This is a genomic window from Sulfurovum sp. TSL1 (genome assembly GCF_019972135.1).
Taxonomy (GTDB): domain Bacteria; phylum Campylobacterota; class Campylobacteria; order Campylobacterales; family Sulfurovaceae; genus Sulfurovum.
This window is the reverse complement of record NZ_BPFI01000002.1, coordinates 1-16,281: the sequence shown is the minus strand read 5'-3', so window position 1 is coordinate 16,281 and position 16,281 is coordinate 1. Positions and strand designations below refer to the sequence as shown.

The window sequence follows — 16,281 nt, the reverse complement described above, 5'->3', positions numbered from 1 at the left end:
GTTATGCTCCTTTCTCTATTTTTTTCTCAAACATGGTAATGATGAACAAGATCGGTCCCAGTGCCAAGAATGTCCATGCTGATACCAAACCTATGAATGCAAATGTAGGGTCTGTCGGCGGTAGTTTACCCATCGCAGTCAGAGCGATCATATCGATAATCAATACCCAGAACCACACTTGGAAAAGCCCTCTTTTATGTGCCGGAGCCACATTCGGACTTCTGTCTATAAACGGTAGGAAGAACAGTGCTAACTGTGCAATAGCAAATGCGATCAGACCGGCATCTTTGCCGAACGGACGCAAGATCTCGTAAGACCACAGGAAGTACCACTCAGGATAGATGTGTGCCGGTGTTTTAAGACCGTCTGCCGGGTCAAAGTTCACCGGGTCCATTGCAAAGTTAAAGTTATAGAATACCAAGTAAAAGAAGAGTATAAAATAGACACCCATCACAAAGATATCTTTACTTAAGAATACCGGAGAGAAAGGGATCACTTTAGACTCTTTTTTCTTACCTGCTTTCCAAAGATCCGCTGCCTCTTTAAAGTCGATCTCTGCACCTTCCTGGTTGTTGACATGTGGTATTCTCAGCGTACCAAAATGCAGTACGATAAGCCCGATGATCACCAATGGGAGCAACAATACATGTAACATGAAGAATCTTGTCAGGAACGCATCGCCCGGGACATAATCACCACGTATCCACTCAACCAAGCCATTTAACTCTAGTGAACCTCCAGAGAACAGGTTGGTAATAACCATACCCGCCCAGTAACTCATCTGCCCCCAAGGCAGCATATATCCAGAGAAAGCCTCTGCCGAGAATGCAACAAACAGTCCCATACCAGATAGCCAGATAAGCTCTCTACCTTTTTTATAGGAACCATAATAGATACCTGTGAACATATGAATATAGATGATAAGGAATACGATGGACGCACCTACACCGTGAATATGTCTCCAGAACCAGCCATACCCTACTTCGCTCATGATCGTATAGTTCACTGAATCAAATGCAAGGTTTGTATCCGGTTTATAATACATAAGTAAGAAGATACCGGAGAGTACGAGCATCCCGAATGTTGCCGCCAGGACCATCCCCATTGCCCAGAGGAAGTTAATATCTTTCGGGATCCAGTATTCTGTATTGAGTACTCTTTTGAGCGTATTGATGGCTAAACGCTGATCCAACCACTCATTAAGATTTTTTGCCTTTTCAAAATGTGCCATAATCCCCCCTCCTTATGCCGTTATACCGGCATCTAACATTTTTTGATATTCCGGACCTGACTCGCCAAGAACAAGCTTTGTTCCATCTATTTTAAACGGAGGGATGACAAGAGGACTTGGGGGAGGACCGAAAATTTGGTGTCCGCTTGCATCAAATTCACCACCATGACACGCACATTTGAACTTATGCTGGTCTTTCTCATAGGCAGGGATACATCCTAAGTGTGTACAAAGACCTATAGAAACGTGAAATCTATCTGACCCGATCACGATATCTCTCTCATCTGCTTTCATATCTGCTGATTTTTTCAAAACGAAGATCGGTTTTCCTCTCCATTTTTCAATATTCAGTACATTTTCCTGTGCACCGCTGAGATCGATCGTAGTAAATCCGGCTGCCTTGACACTCGGCAATGGGTCCCAAGTACGTTTTGCAGCATAAAGTGCACCTACACCCCCTACTGCAGCACATGCACCCAGTGCCATGCCCATAAAGTCCCGACGATCTTTTTCATTTTCTTTCATCTTTAATCCTCCATAAATCAAAACTATGTTTATATTGTATTGTACTTATGATTAAAGAAGAAGTGTAAAAGAACCATAAATTAAAAATATTATCAATTTAATTTATATTTATAATAATTTATTATTTTAATACTTTTGTATCATATTCTGGCTTTTTTCTCTATATCTATCATCATACATCCTATATCCCAAGGTGGAATTCGTAGCTAAAATTACCATAGGATCAGAGTCTATTTCTATCGTGTTAGATCACGATATTTTTATGGTGTATTGAAATAGGTTACAGTTACAAGAGGAGGCGTGCGTAAAAGCAGCCTATTTTTTAAATACCTCGTACGTGTATTGGACCATTGGCGTATCTCTACGGTTTCCCCACTCCTTCATTGAAGCATCATAGAGTCTTACATGTTTGTACCCAAGCACACCGCTTAAAACAAAATAGTTAAATGAAGTTTCAAGACCACCTGTACAATAGACAATGACCTCACTCTCTTTATCAAGTTTGTATCCCTCTTTAAAGAGTGTTTCCAGCTTTTTACTCTCTTTTAGCGTGTAGTCACTCTCTACCGAATAGTTCCAGGAATAGCTCATCGCTCCCTTAATGTGTCCGTCCCTTGCTACCGTCGCTGTAGGTGCGATACCAAGATATTTATCACTCGGCCTTGCATCAAGCATCGGAAGTTTTCCTATATGCTCTTCTACATACGTTCTGTCTGCGATCAGTGCCGGTTGGATCTTTACCTTATAACTGCTCGCCGCTATTGCCGGTATAGTACTCTCAAGTGCTGCGCCTTCTTCTATCCATGCCTGTTTGCCACCATCTAAAAACGCTACATTTGTGATCCCGTGGTAATTCAGAGCCCAGAAAATGTAACTTGCTTTGAGAAAATCTTTTGGCGTTTGGATATCTGCATAGAGTACGACCTCTGTAGATGCATCAATGCCTAGTCTTCGGATCTCTTTTTGGATCTCTTGTGCGCTTCTGATAGTGATAAACGTACCATGATTGACCCTCCATTTATCTATAGTCGTATGCAGTGCATCTTTGATGTGCCCTGATGTATAACTTTTCGGGGTCGAAACCTCTACAATTCGGAGTTTTTTGTCACCGATATGATGCTGAAGCCATGTGGTGTCGACCAATGGTTCGATGGCAAATGCGGCAACCGAAAGGAGAAGAGAGAAGAGAAACGTTTTCATACTGAACCTTTATAAATAATTTATTTATTCTAAGGTAGTCTAACTTAAAGATAGATATTATTAGATAATAATTTTTTTCTTTAAGATTTATCGCCTCTCTTCTACTCTCACTTATCTTTTTGTCTGTTCTTTTGAGCCATTTTGATATGCACGTGAATGATCTCCAGTGCCGCAGGTGTCACACCTGATATCTGTGACGCTGCAAACAGCGTAGGAGGCGTAGCCAGTTCGAGTTTCTCCACGATCTCATTGCTCAATCCTGCGATATTTCTATAGGCAAAACCTTCCGGTATTTTGATCTTCAGCATATCATCCATCTGCAGGATCTGCTGCTGCTGTTTCTCTATATAACGGCTGTATTTTGCTTCGATCAGAATCTGTTCTATAACCTCATCATCATACTTGTCAAACTCCGGCAGAAGCGTAATCAACTTTTCTCTGTTGAACTCACCGCGACCTATGACATCCATCATATAGGTTTTGTCATTGATCTTCATTGCCCCTATAGACTCAAGTTTGGCCAAAAACTCTTTGGTAGGCGTGGCATGATGGACTCTCAAGTAATCCAGTGCCTCTTCAATATTGGCTTTTTTCTTTTCAAATCGTTGAATATACGCATCATCCAAAAGTCCCAGCTCTTTTCCGTAATGCGAAAGTCTCATGTCTGCATTGTCTTCACGCAGAAGCAGTCTGTACTCTGCACGGCTGGTGAACATACGGTATGGCTCTTTGGTGCCTTTGGTCACCAGATCATCTATCAGTACTCCGATATAGGCTTCATCACGTCTGAGAATGAAAGGCTCTTTCCCTTGTATGCTCAATGCAGCATTGATCCCTGCCATGAGTCCTTGTGCTGCTGCTTCTTCATATCCGGTCGTACCATTTATCTGACCCGCTGTATAGAGCCCTTTGATCTTCTTCGTTTCAAGCGTATGTTTCAACTCTGTCGGCTGGATGTAGTCATACTCTATGGCATACCCGTAACGGACTATTTTTGCATTTTCCATCCCTGCCACAGAGCGTACCATCTCAAGCTGTACATCTGTGGGTAAAGAGGTACTCATACCGTTGATATAATACTCGGTTTCATCGATCGTCTGAGGCTCTACGAATATCTGGTGTCTGGGTCTGTCCCTGAATCGGTTGATCTTATCTTCGATGCTTGGACAGTAACGCGGTCCGACCCCTTCGATCTGACCTGAGAACATCGGTGCCCTGTAGAAGTTACTCTCAATGATCTCATGGGTGTCTTCATTGGTGTAGGTGACATAACAAGGCAGTTGCTTAGGATTAAATGTCTTTTTATCGGTTCTGAACGAAAAAGGCGGCGGCGGTGTGTCTCCGGGTTGTATCTCCATACCCGATGTGTCTACACTCTTCGCATCGATACGTGCACAGGTACCTGTTTTAAGACGCCCGATATTCAATCCCAGCCCACGCAGATACTCTGCCAACTCCACAGAGGCAAATTCACCCTGCCGTCCTGCTGTTTGTTTTTTCTCACCTATGTGGATGAGGCCGTTAAGGAACGTTCCTGCCGTGATGATGACCTTGGATGCGGTATAGGTATTGCCCAGCTGTGTCGTGACACCTTTGACCTCGCCCTCTTCTATGATTAAACCTTCTGCTATCTCCTGTTTGACATCAAGATTTTCCGTGTTGAGTACCACATTGCGCATATAGATACGATACTCATCCATATCTATCTGTGCACGGCTTCCTCTTACTGCCGGACCTTTGGAGGCATTGAGCGTACGGAACTGTATACCCGTTTTATCTGTACACAGACCCATCTCACCGCCAAGTGCATCGACTTCACGTACCAGGTGGCCCTTGGCCAGTCCGCCTATGGCCGGGTTACAGGAAGAAGCCCCTATCTGTTCTGCTAAAATTGTGATCATCAGTGTTTTACTGCCCATACGTGCAGAAGCCAAAGAAGCCTCTATCCCCGAATGTCCGCCACCGATGACTATGACATCATAATTCATAAAAAAACCTTACCTCTTATTCACAAGCCGAAGCCGGGAACAAGAAAAAATATATATTTTGCTATAATAATCGAATTATATCCAAAAAAAATATTATTAAAATACGGCTAGTCGTATGAGCCAACTGCTGAAGTTGACTTAGCGTCAGCAATATATTTTTGATAATTTGCCTAGATGGCAAGTTAATCATAAATATACAATTTTGGACTTTGTTCAAAATATGTTCTAATCAAGGAAGTCTATGTTTACAGGTTTAATTCGTGAAATTGCTACTGTTAAAAGCTACCAAAATAACATCTTGACCATCAAGTCTAAACATAAAGCAAAAATGGGAGACTCTATAGCGATCAACGGTGTCTGTTTAACGGTTATCAAGCTGCACAGTGACGGTTTTGACCTTGAACTGGCAGATGAAACACGTTCCATCATCGATGAGAGCAAGCTCTCCGGTGCTGTGCATATGGAACCTGCCATGATGATGCATGACCGCTTTGAAGGGCACATCGTGCAGGGGCATATCGATTGTGTCGGTACGGTCTCACAGATTACCCCCAGAGAGAATGCCACAGACTTCATCATCACGGTGGATCCCAAATACATCGCCCATATCATACCCAAAGGCTCTATCACCATAGACGGTATCTCTTTGACCGTCAATGATGTAGGCACAGATCATTTCAGACTCACCATCATCCCGCATACACTTGAAGTGACACTGATGAAAAACTACAAAGTAGGAACCAAACTCAATATAGAGACCGATATGTTTGCCCGATACATCGACCATATACTTGCACACCGAAATACTAAAAAAGGTATGAGCTGGGAAGAAATCGACAGCTTGCAGATGACATACTAGTGAATATTTACGACACTGTCACACCCAAAAGCGGTGAAACCTTCACCCCGCTTCTTGCACATAAAAATATCAAAATAAACCGTATCGTCAGCTCAGATCATTTGGACGGGACAGAATATATCCAGGAAGAGGATGAATGGCTGGTTCTGCTCGAAGGTGAAGCGACGCTGCTGCTGGATCAGGCAGAACAGACACTCACAAAAGGTGATACACTCTTCATCCCTGCAAAAACGCCCCATCGTGTCCTGCATACGAAAAACGGTACGCTTTGGCTAACGGTCCATATCTTTTAAATACGCTTCATCTTTCATACTGCGTGCCTGGGGATTACGCACTTTTTTCAGTTCCATATCTATATATTCCAATCCCTCAAGCCGTTGCAGGCTGGCCACGGTCGAGTAACGCATCATTTCAGCTCGGTGCACAAAAATGAAAAAACCATTTTCATACAGTCCTAAACGTACGGCTGCAGCTGTTGAGTAGGTCGTAAGCAGTGCATCCTCTGTGCAAAGTGCCCTGATATCTGCAAAGTGTTCGTTGGTCCAAAGCAGCGGATTGTGCGCGGGGCTAAAAGCATCCTGATAAATGATGTCTATCTTCTCTTTTATCTTTGGGATACTTTTTCGTGCATCCCCCAGAAGTATCTCTATCCTGAACTGTTCATCTTCATAGTAAAGATCGGTACTGATCGCTTTGATAATGTGTCTGATACTCTCAAACTCCGGCGGGAAAGCAAAGGTATCCAGAGAGCGTACCAGCCCTTCATCAAACTCCGGAGAGAGTATGTGTACTTTTGTCTTTAAACCCTCTTTTTTGATGTAATAGAGTGTGGCAAAAGTATTATATCCCAGGCCGAAACAGATGTCCAGGATCGTCAGTTCGCTCTTTTCCTGACTCAAAGAGAGTGCGGGTTTGACATGTTTCTCTAAAGACTCATGCAGTGCCCCGTCTTTGGTAGAGTGGTAAGGTTCGTCAAACTCAACAGAAAAGAGTGTATGGGTACCATCTTCACACAGTACCAGCTTTTTCTCTTCTCTTAACGATTCGTCATACATCAAGTATATCTGCAGGCATCAGGGTATACACTACTTGTTTGCCTCTTTGAGTTGTTTTTTTGTCATTTTGAGTTTTTTGTTGTTCATAATACCGATACCTCTGTCCAAAACAGTATGTGCGATAAGATGTGCCTCGCCCAATGAATGCATCTTATAGGTTCCGCACTGATACTTATTCAGTTCTGGAATATCTTTTTTGCTTTCAACGTCAAGGACATCTTTCATCGACTTCTTCCATGCTTTGGCCACCTCTTTGGCTTTGGGTGACCCCAGGAGTGACATATAAAAACCTGTACGGCACCCCATAGGAGAAATATCGATGATCTCCACATCTTTACCGTTGAGATGGTCTCTCATAAAACCGGCAAATAGATGTTCCAGTGTATGGATACCTTTTTCCGGCAGTGCTTCCGCGTTGGGTACACAAAAACGCAGATCGAACACAGTGATGTCATCTCCACATGGACTACTCATCTTTTTAGCCACACGTACCGCAGGTGCGATCATCTTCGTATGGTCTACTGTAAAACTGTCTAATAATGGCATAGGATTTCCTTCAAACTATTTTTTTGATTATAGCGAGATTTACTAATTTTTCAATCTTGGTTATTGCAGCGTAATGAATTTCACAGCCTCAAGAGCCGTTTTAGAGACATTATCAGTATGTTTTAGCAGCAATGATTCATCTGCATATCCGCATGTCACACCCACACTGTTGATATTTGCTGCTTTGGCTGCCAAAATATCCATCGGCGTATCGCCGATCATCCAATAGATATTTTTTTCACTCTTCAATTTTGACAATGCTTTGAAAATAGGTTCGGGATGCGGTTTTGGATTTTCCACATCCTCTCTACCTACCAATACATCAAAATAGGACATCAGCCCCATATGTTCCAAAAGCTCTATGGAATATTTGGCTGTTTTGGTCGTTACGACTCCCAGAACGGCATGTTGGCTGGCAAGTTCTACTGCTTCTCTCGCCTCCGGAAGCAACGCGGTCTTGGCACATGAGATCTTTTGATAATGCATTTTATATGCTTTTACATGCGCATCTACATAAGTCTCCTCCACACCCAGTGAAGCGAACATCACATCTAAAGGATGTCCGATCTCTGCTTTAATGCGTTCCTCATCCGGTATTGCTGTGCCAAATGTTTTAAAGGCGACATCAAAACTCTCCAGTATCGCCTCCGTAGAGTCAATCAGTGTTCCGTCTAAATCAAATAGTATTATCATTTTCTCTTTCTTTATGCATTAATTTTGGTGCTGACGCAAGTAATTTTTGCGTGTAAGGATGCTGAGGATTTTCCATCACCTCTGCTACCAAACCCTGTTCAACTATTTTACCCTCTTTCATCACAGCCACCTCATCTGCTATCACAGGGATAATAGAGAGATCATGGGTAATAAACAGATACGAGACCCCTGATTCTTTTTGCAGTCTGGTAAGAAGAGCTAAAACCTGTGTCCGTACAGTGACATCAAGTGCTGAAGTAGGTTCATCACAAATGATCAGTTCAGGCTCTACAGCCAATGCTCTTGCGATACCTATTCGTTGACGTTGTCCTCCTGAAAACTCATGCGGATAACGGTGCATATGGACAGCTTCCAGATCCACCTTTAAAAGAAGTGCCTCAATATACGCATCTTGTGCTCTTCTGCTTTTGGGTCCCACATCCAAACTTATCATACCTTCTCTAATGATATTGGCTATGGTCATTCGGGGATTCAGTGCAGAGAAAGGATCTTGAAACACCACTTGTATCTTACGTCTGTAAGGGCTTAAAGCTTTTTTATCGAGCCCGACCAGGTTTTGTTTCTCAAAGTACACTTGTCCCTCTGTCTCATCCAGCAGTGAGAGTATGGCTTTACCGATGGTACTTTTACCGCTTCCTGATTCTCCGACCAGTGCCAGAGTCTTTCCCTTTGCAATAGAAAATGTGACATCATCTACCGCCTTGACATACCCTGTTGTTCTTTGAAAAAAACCTTTTTTGATGGGGAAATGTACCTTTAGCCCTTCTACCTCAATTAAAGGTTCATATCCTGCTTCTGCTCTGTTGTATGCTTTTGTAGCCCTGGCATCTGCCAGCAAACGTTTCGTATACGCATGTTTCGGATGCGTAAAAAAATCTTTACACGCTGCTTGCTCAACTATCTTTCCTTTTTTCATCACAGCAACCCTGTCAGCCATCTCTGAAACGACAGCCATATCATGCGTGATAAACAAAATAGAGAGATCTCTTTGTTTGCATATCTTTTTTAATAACCCCAGTACTTGCGCCTGTATCGTGACATCCAGCGCCGTGGTAGGCTCATCCGCTATAAGCAGGTCAGGTTCACAGGCAAGTGCAATGGCTATCATCACCCTTTGTTTTTGCCCCCCGGAGAGTTGGTGCGGATACCAATGGTAACGTTCTTCAGGATCTTTCAGTGCAACTTCCCTAAACAGTGAGAGTACCTTCTCTCTGATCTGCTCTTTTTTGAGCCCCAAATGCAGTTTTATCACTTCTGCAACCTGCGAACCCACTGTCATCACCGGGTTCAACGCGGACATCGGTTCCTGAAAGATCATCGCTATAGATCTGCCCCGCACTTTTTGCATCTGTGATTCCGGAAGCGTAAACAATGCGCTCTCTTTTAAATGGATCTCTCCTGAACGCACCGCTATGGCTTCAGGCAGGAGTCGCATGATGGCCAATGAGGTTAAAGACTTACCGGACCCGGACTCGCCCACCAGAGCAAAGATCTCTCCATGCTGAATGTCAAAACTGACATGATCCAAAACTATTTCGCTTCCCACACTCAACGAAAGATCTTTAATGGTTAGGATACTGCTCATACTTTATTCCTAGGGTCCAGTACCGTTTGAATACGGTCAGAAAATAAATTGGCGGCCAACACCAAAATAAACATGAATACAAATGCTGAAAAGAGCGACCACCACACCATGGGTTCTCTCGCCATCTCCAGTCGCGCCTGATTGATCATATTTCCCCATGAGTGCATCGTTGGGTCGACCCCTACGCCTACATAGGAGAGTACCGCTTCTGCAAGTACCAGGCCAGAAAAGTCCAACACCACAGAAATAAGAATGATATGCATCAGATTTGGCACAATGTGACGGCGGATAATAGTCAACTTGCTCACACCGAATGCTTTTGCAGCGGTGACAAACTCCATTTGAGAGAGCTTAAGCGTCTCCGCTCTCAACAGTCTGCATAAACCTGTCCATGAAGTGATCCCAAGGATCAAAATAAGAAATAACAAACGCAGATCAGAACGTTCCAGGGTGGTCTCGAACCATGTGGGATGGTTACCCATCATCACCTGCATAGAGAGTACTCCCGCTGCGATCAGTAGTACACCCGGGATCGAAGAGAGCGTGGTATAGAGGTACTGGATCACATCATCTACCCAGCCGCCGAACAACCCCGCACTGACACCCAGGATTACCGCTACAGGCAACATGATCAGTGTGGTGAGTATCCCTATGAGGACCCCGGTACGAATGCTCTTGAAACTTTGATACAGTACATCCCCGCCCACTTTATCTGTGCCCAATACATGATACGAGTCGCTAAGCATATAAAGCCAGGTAAATGCCATCACCAAACCCATGAATGTCACATAAGCCGAACGCCATGGCAATGCACTTTCTCCCCGCCACGTCTCTTTGCATGCAAGCATAAACCTTGATCGTTCTCTCCACCAGATATGCAACAGCACCAGTGACAGACTTACTATCAGCCCTACACCCAATGCGATCACGGATTCTTTCACAAAATTATCTTCCGTAGACACATGTTTTAAAGGCAGGTGAACCTGTTTGGTCACTCCATTTTCATCTACCAGAATGGAACTGGTATACTCCACCGTTGCAAAAGGCGCAGAGTAGGTACGCTCTGTATGTTGAATCGTATGTTCAAAGAGTAGATCGAGAAGGGAGACCATTTCAGACTCATACACTACCTCCTGACTCTTTTGTAGTTCAAGAGGAAGTGCCAAACGCAAATGGATAGAGTCCAGCAAAGTAAACAATAGATAAAACAAAAGTACCGTTGAAGAAGCCATCGCAATACTTGATCTAAAGATCGTATGCCATTGTTTCTTTATTTGAGGAGAACGCGAGATCACCCATGACCACAACAAAAGTACTATGACCAATGACCATACCAGCATATCTGTCCAAAGTAATACCAGTTTCATGAGAGCTGCACCCGCGGATCAAAAAGTGTATAAGAGATATCTGTCAAGATCAATCCCAGGATATAAAGGACCGAACCTAAAAAGACCATCGCTTTGACGATAGCAAAATCTTGCGAATTGATCGCATCTATCGTGTAGGAACCAAGTCCGGGAATACCAAAAAAGGATTCCATAATAAGACTTCCCATAAACAGTGAAGGAATGATGACCACCACTCCTGTCAAAATAGGAAGCATTCCGTTACGCAATACATGTCCAAACAATACTTTAATTTCAGAGAGTCCTTTGGCCCTTGCGGTACGCACATAATCCTGGTTGACCTGTTCCAAAAAGATACTTCTGTACCAACGTACGCCTGACCCTATACCCGAGAACACCCCTATCATCACAGGCAAGAGAATGAACTTGATGCCGTCCCATCCGCTCTCATAGCCCGATATAGGTACCCAGTGCCAGATCTTGGAAAAAAGGACCTGCCCTGCAATGATATAAAAGAGCCCGGAGACCGACATGATCATCACTGCGATGATCATCATGCCTGTATCCAACATGGAACCTCTAAAAAGTACCAAAAGCAATGCCAGACTAATGTTAGTGATCAGTGCGATCACAAAGGTAGGCAAAGCAATAGAGAGACTGGGGATCATACGCTCTTTGATATCGGATCCTATATCACGTTTGCTGTCTGAAAAGCCAAAATCAAAGGTGAAAAGTTTGAGTGACTCTTGTACAAAAAGGGTATCTGATACCTGAGCAAACCCTTGGGCTTTGGTATTGACAAACAGAGGTTTGTCATAGCCTCTCGCCTCTTTCCATGACCGTATGAGTTCAGGCGTGACCTGCTTCGCACCCAACTGTGCTCTTGCCATATCGTCTGGGCTGTTGACCATAAAGAACAGCATAAAGGTAATCAGGTTGACCCCTATCAGTATAGGTATCGCATACAGTATACGTCTAATGATATAGGCTAACATAGACCCTCCTCTTGAAAGATCACCCTGTTTTGTCTATTTCTATAAATACGACGAAGTGAAAATACCATGATCAACAGAAACAAGGCCAAGATGATCAATGGCATGACGACAGGCTGATTCCACTTTTTTTGTTTTTCTACCCGCAAAGCAGCATCAATACGTTTATACTTCAGTGTATTGTTTGCCATGGCATTGGGGACCACATTACGGTACCATGCATGCGACAAGGCCAAAGATTTAGGGTGAATACCCCATACCCAAGGTGCATCCTCTCTGGATATTTTTACCATTTTCCGTATGATCTCCATTCTCTCGGGCGTATTCTTCATCGTTTTCATTTTTTCAAAGAGTTTGTCAAACACAGGATTTTTATAATTTGAAGAGTTGATCCCCACACCATTGGTATCGATAGAGGCATTTCCCCCATAAAGCAAAAAGAGGAAATTTTCCGGATCCGGATAATCTGCATTCCAACCCCATGAAAAAAGTTGTGTCTTCCCTTTACGTACTTTATCCTGGAAGCGGTTATAGTCAGTCGCACGTATCACAAGCTGTATACCCAGAGCATCAAACTGTTTACGATACCAATCCATCAAAGCTCTGTCATCAGGACCCGTGGCAGTGGCATCATAGTGAAGTTTTAAAGGCTTTCCTGTTTTGTTTGAAACACCGTTTGGGTATCCCGCTTCTGCCAAAAGTTGCTTGGCAAACGCCAATGACTTGCGTACTCTCTTGCCGTCAACCCAGTCATAGACCACACTATTGGTACCTTCTTCTCCCTCTTCATATCCAAAAATACCAGGAGGTATCACACTTTGTGCTGCGATACCTCTTTCATTCATAAAGATGGAGATATACTCTTCCTGATCGATAGCAATACTGATCGCCTGCCTTAATTTTCTGGCTGACTCTGTATATCCGCCGACAACGGGGTCTACCATATTAAATGCCATGTAGTAAATGGAAGGTTCTACAGATCCGATCAGCGATATACCTTTTTTCTGCATCTCTTCACTGAGCCCCATCGTACCCGATGAAGATATCTGTACCGCTTGGTCAAAGGCTTCCGAGCTGATGCCTGATGCATCATAATAGCCCTGTAAAAACTTGTTCCATAAAGGGATGCTCTCTTTTTCCAGGGCATAAATGATTTCATCTATAAACGGTAATTTCTTCCCTGCATCCTCATGGTCTGATCCGGGATACACCTCATCATGAAAATTCGGGTTTTTCACCAGACGCATCTGTTTATTTGGATTGTTCTCTGCCAAATAATAGGCGCCTGTCCCCACAGGATACCAATTGAGCGTCAGATTTTTAGCCACTAGTCCCTGCTGCTGGTAAAAGAGATCTGCCTCCCAGGGAATCGGTGCAAAAAAATTCATCGTAAGCCAATAGAGAAACTGCGGGTATTTTCCTTCTATCTCTATGACCAAGGTATACTCATCTAAAACCTTTACACCGGGAAGATCATACGCACGCAGATCAAGTACTTCTCCCTTTGCCTTCTTTTCTCTTGCTATCTTTGTAATGGCATGCGAATAGGATTTTAACCCCACAATATAGGTTTGCATCGTGTCCAAAATAGGGGAATGGTTCTGCCTTACCCCCATACGTTTTATGGCATAGGCATAATCTTCTGCCAGCAGACGACGTGTATCCTGCTTTGGAAAATCATCCAGTGTCTCTATCTTTTCAAGTTCTTCTTTGCTCAATGCCGCGTAGAGGAGATGTCCTTTTTCATCTTTGGCAAAAGCAGGATGGTTTTGATACATGATATCTTTTCTAAGATCCAGACGGTATTCGCTGAACACGACACGCTTATCATTTTCATCTACCTCTTGTCTCTCTTTATTCAAATAACGTATCGTTGGCATTTGAATAAGTGTCAGTGGCTCAAGTGTATAGGGTCTTTGAAGATAATTGTATTGCAACGGAGGTTCATAAATCTGACCAATGAATGCCCACTCATTCGCATTGTATGAAACAACCGGGTCCAGTCTTTTTGGGGAGATCGAGAAAGAGGTAAAAAGCGTATTGGAAGCACTCTTTTCCTTGCTATGAGGGTTATTCCAAACATCTGCATGAAGAGATGATACGATCATCATCCATAAAAAGATCTTTATTATCACTATCTGCATCTATTTTGATCTTTCCTTGTCATGAACTTCTTCTAAAATTATATCAGAGCTAAAATAGTAGCATACTTTAGTAATTTTAGGCTAATTCGGACCTATAGAGACCCAATAAGATAAATAAGATTGATTGACAGCGCATCTATTTTTGGTGCATAAACTGTAGGTATTAACCGTCAAAAGATAATTTTTAATGATATTTATCATTCATTTTATTGATTTTAATTCCTTTTTAAAAATGTATCCTCTAAAATGAGTCTATACCATTTATAAAAGGACGAAGATGGCACGATTAGTAGTAATGGGCGGTGGCGTATCAGGCCACACCGCTGCAACATTTGCAAAAAAATGGCTGGGCAAAGCGCATGAAGTGGTGGTAGTGACACCTAATTCTCAATGGAACTGGATCCCGTCTAATATCTGGGTGGGTGTAGGTGAGATGACAAAAGAAGATGTTGTCTTTCCTCTCGCACCGGTCTATAAAAAAGCAGGGATCGACTACAGGCAGGCCCTGGCAGTTTCGATCCATCCAAATGGAAAAGCGGACAGTGATACGCCATATATCATCATAGAATCTACAAAAGAAGAGACTAAAGGCCACACCGAAGAGTTGACCTATGATTATCTCATCAATGCCACTGGACCTAAACTGAACTTTGATGCAACACCTGGTTTAGGGAATGGTAAAGGTGGTTTGGGAGAACATACGGTTTCTGTCTGTACGGCGGACCATGCGGTACATGCGAATGAAGCGTTGGAAAAAGTGTTTGAAAAAGCAAAAGCAGGTGAGAGGCAAAAACTGCTGATAGGTACAGGTCATGGTACCTGCACCTGTCAGGGGGCAGCCTTTGAATACATCTTTAACATTGAACATGAAGCCAGAAAAGCGGGTATCCGTGATATGCTGGATATCAAATGGATCTCCAATGAATCATTCCTGGGTGACTTTGGTATGGGTGGTCTTCACATGAAAGTGGGAGGTTATACTGTCAGTTCTAAACTTTTTGCTGAATCCCTTTATGCTGAAAGAAATGTGCCATGGATCATTGGAGCCCATGTCAACAAAGTTGAAGCAGGCAAACTCCATTATGAACTTCTGGATGGATCTATGGGAGAAGAAGCGTTCGACTTCTCTATGCTGATCCCGCCATTTTCCGGTGTAGGGCTTAAAGCCTATGACAAAGACGGTTCAGATATGACGGAAACACTCTTTGCACCAAACGGGTTTATGAAAGTGGATGCAAAATATGATGCAGGTGCTTATGAGAACTGGAAAGCCTCTGACTGGCCAAGAACCTACCAAAACCCGTTATTCAATAATATCTTTGCCTGTGGTATCGCATTTGCGCCACCGCATCTTATCTCTAAGCCTATGAGTTCCCCTAACGGCACACCGATCAACCCTACACCCCCAAGAACAGGTATGCCTGCGGGTATCATCGGTAAGGCGGTTGCCCGCTCTGTATGCGATATGATCAAGCATGGAGAAAATGCACATCTTCATGAGGCTTCTATGGCAGAAATGGGTGCAGCGTGTGTTGCAAGTGCCGGTAAAGGTCTCTTTGACGGTCAGGCTGCATCCATGACCGTCTACCCTGTGGTACCCGATTTTGAAAAGTATCCTGGCACAGGTCGTGATACAGACTATACCTTTGGGGAGATCGGTCTTGCAGGCCACTGGATCAAACATGTCCTGCACCATATGTTCATCTACAAGGCAAAACTCAGACCGGGATGGACGTTGATACCTGAATAAATAACCCGAAACGACACATTTAAAAATACTGTAAAAAAGGAGGCAATATGAAAGAAGAAGAAGTAAATTTTCAAAATGAACAATTTAACTTAACCATGATCCCGGGGAAATTTGCAAGAGCAATGCGAACCTGTAAAATTTGGCAATTCATTCGATTTATTGTGATCAACATTAAAATGCTCATCGTAGTAAGCAAAAGCCACTAAGACCTTATGTACTTTAGCAAGTCTAAAGTACTCTACTATAAAAACCTTATAAATTTATATATTGAGCCACTTGCAAATTACCAAAAAAAGAGGGATATTAAGGGTTAACACGAAGAAAAAAAGCTGATTCTGATTTCAAA

General features: G+C 43.2%; 15 protein-coding genes. 4 read left to right on the top strand and 11 right to left on the bottom strand.

The window, feature by feature from the left end; translation table 11 throughout:
- Position 1 precedes the first annotated feature (1 nt).
- From LDM98_RS08935 to mnmG, 4 genes are all read right to left on the bottom strand, one after another.
- On the bottom strand, positions 2 to 1,231 hold the full coding sequence (locus tag LDM98_RS08935) for a cytochrome bc complex cytochrome b subunit (RefSeq protein ID WP_223899092.1): 1,230 nt from the start codon (positions 1,229 to 1,231) through the stop codon (positions 2 to 4).
- A 12-nt stretch (positions 1,232 to 1,243) separates the two neighbouring features.
- Positions 1,244 to 1,756, bottom strand: a complete 513-nt coding sequence (locus tag LDM98_RS08930) for a Rieske 2Fe-2S domain-containing protein (protein ID WP_223899091.1) — start codon at positions 1,754 to 1,756, stop codon at positions 1,244 to 1,246.
- A gap of 315 nt (positions 1,757 to 2,071) precedes the next feature.
- A complete protein-coding gene (locus LDM98_RS08925; protein WP_223899090.1) occupies positions 2,072 to 2,956 on the bottom strand; it encodes a sulfurtransferase in 885 nt (294 codons plus the stop codon).
- Positions 2,957 to 3,063: 107 nt separating this feature from the next.
- Positions 3,064 to 4,944 (bottom strand): tRNA uridine-5-carboxymethylaminomethyl(34) synthesis enzyme MnmG, encoded by a 1,881-nt coding sequence (mnmG, locus tag LDM98_RS08920; RefSeq protein WP_223899089.1) that lies wholly within the window; start codon positions 4,942 to 4,944, stop codon positions 3,064 to 3,066.
- 241 nt (positions 4,945 to 5,185) lie between these two features.
- Here mnmG and LDM98_RS08915 point away from each other — a divergent pair, with 241 nt between their 5' ends.
- Together LDM98_RS08915 and LDM98_RS08910 are read left to right on the top strand one after the other, a co-directional pair.
- Complete coding sequence (locus tag LDM98_RS08915; RefSeq protein ID WP_223899088.1) at positions 5,186 to 5,803, top strand: riboflavin synthase; 618 nt, start codon at positions 5,186 to 5,188, stop codon at positions 5,801 to 5,803.
- The gene (locus tag LDM98_RS08910; RefSeq protein ID WP_223899087.1) at positions 5,803 to 6,096 is read left to right on the top strand and encodes a cupin domain-containing protein; all 294 of its coding nucleotides are present in this window, start codon (positions 5,803 to 5,805) and stop codon (positions 6,094 to 6,096) included. The genes LDM98_RS08915 and LDM98_RS08910 overlap by 1 nt, the downstream gene beginning before the upstream one ends.
- On the opposite strand, the gene LDM98_RS08905 is transcribed toward LDM98_RS08910, so the two are convergent.
- The 7 genes from LDM98_RS08905 to LDM98_RS08875 are packed head-to-tail and all read right to left on the bottom strand — an operon-like array spanning position 6,076 to position 14,185.
- Complete coding sequence (locus LDM98_RS08905) at positions 6,076 to 6,858, bottom strand: tRNA (5-methylaminomethyl-2-thiouridine)(34)-methyltransferase MnmD (protein WP_223899086.1); 783 nt, start codon at positions 6,856 to 6,858, stop codon at positions 6,076 to 6,078. The two genes, LDM98_RS08910 and LDM98_RS08905, sit on opposite strands and share 21 nt — an antisense overlap.
- A gap of 30 nt (positions 6,859 to 6,888) precedes the next feature.
- Complete coding sequence (gene luxS / locus LDM98_RS08900; RefSeq protein WP_223899085.1) at positions 6,889 to 7,404, bottom strand: S-ribosylhomocysteine lyase; 516 nt, start codon at positions 7,402 to 7,404, stop codon at positions 6,889 to 6,891.
- A gap of 60 nt (positions 7,405 to 7,464) precedes the next feature.
- The gene (locus LDM98_RS08895; protein ID WP_223899084.1) at positions 7,465 to 8,097 is read right to left on the bottom strand and encodes an HAD family hydrolase; all 633 of its coding nucleotides are present in this window, start codon (positions 8,095 to 8,097) and stop codon (positions 7,465 to 7,467) included.
- Positions 8,081 to 9,703 carry an ABC transporter ATP-binding protein gene (locus LDM98_RS08890; protein WP_223899083.1) on the bottom strand — a complete coding sequence of 541 codons (1,623 nt, stop codon included), beginning with the start codon at positions 9,701 to 9,703 and terminating at the stop codon, positions 8,081 to 8,083. The genes LDM98_RS08895 and LDM98_RS08890 overlap by 17 nt, the downstream gene beginning before the upstream one ends.
- Positions 9,700 to 11,070, bottom strand: a complete 1,371-nt coding sequence (locus tag LDM98_RS08885) for an ABC transporter permease (RefSeq protein ID WP_223899082.1) — start codon at positions 11,068 to 11,070, stop codon at positions 9,700 to 9,702. The genes LDM98_RS08890 and LDM98_RS08885 overlap by 4 nt, the downstream gene beginning before the upstream one ends.
- Positions 11,067 to 12,044, bottom strand: a complete 978-nt coding sequence (locus LDM98_RS08880; protein ID WP_223899081.1) for an ABC transporter permease — start codon at positions 12,042 to 12,044, stop codon at positions 11,067 to 11,069. Before LDM98_RS08880 ends, LDM98_RS08885 begins: the two co-directional genes overlap by 4 nt.
- On the bottom strand, positions 12,038 to 14,185 hold the full coding sequence (locus LDM98_RS08875; protein ID WP_223899080.1) for an ABC transporter substrate-binding protein: 2,148 nt from the start codon (positions 14,183 to 14,185) through the stop codon (positions 12,038 to 12,040). Before LDM98_RS08875 ends, LDM98_RS08880 begins: the two co-directional genes overlap by 7 nt.
- A gap of 277 nt (positions 14,186 to 14,462) precedes the next feature.
- Between LDM98_RS08875 and LDM98_RS08870 the strand changes: the two genes are divergently transcribed.
- Together LDM98_RS08870 and LDM98_RS08865 are read left to right on the top strand one after the other, a co-directional pair.
- Positions 14,463 to 15,935 carry an NAD(P)/FAD-dependent oxidoreductase gene (locus LDM98_RS08870; protein ID WP_223899079.1) on the top strand — a complete coding sequence of 491 codons (1,473 nt, stop codon included), beginning with the start codon at positions 14,463 to 14,465 and terminating at the stop codon, positions 15,933 to 15,935.
- A gap of 47 nt (positions 15,936 to 15,982) precedes the next feature.
- Positions 15,983 to 16,141 carry a hypothetical protein gene (locus LDM98_RS08865; RefSeq protein ID WP_223899078.1) on the top strand — a complete coding sequence of 53 codons (159 nt, stop codon included), beginning with the start codon at positions 15,983 to 15,985 and terminating at the stop codon, positions 16,139 to 16,141.
- Positions 16,142 to 16,281 lie beyond the last annotated feature (140 nt).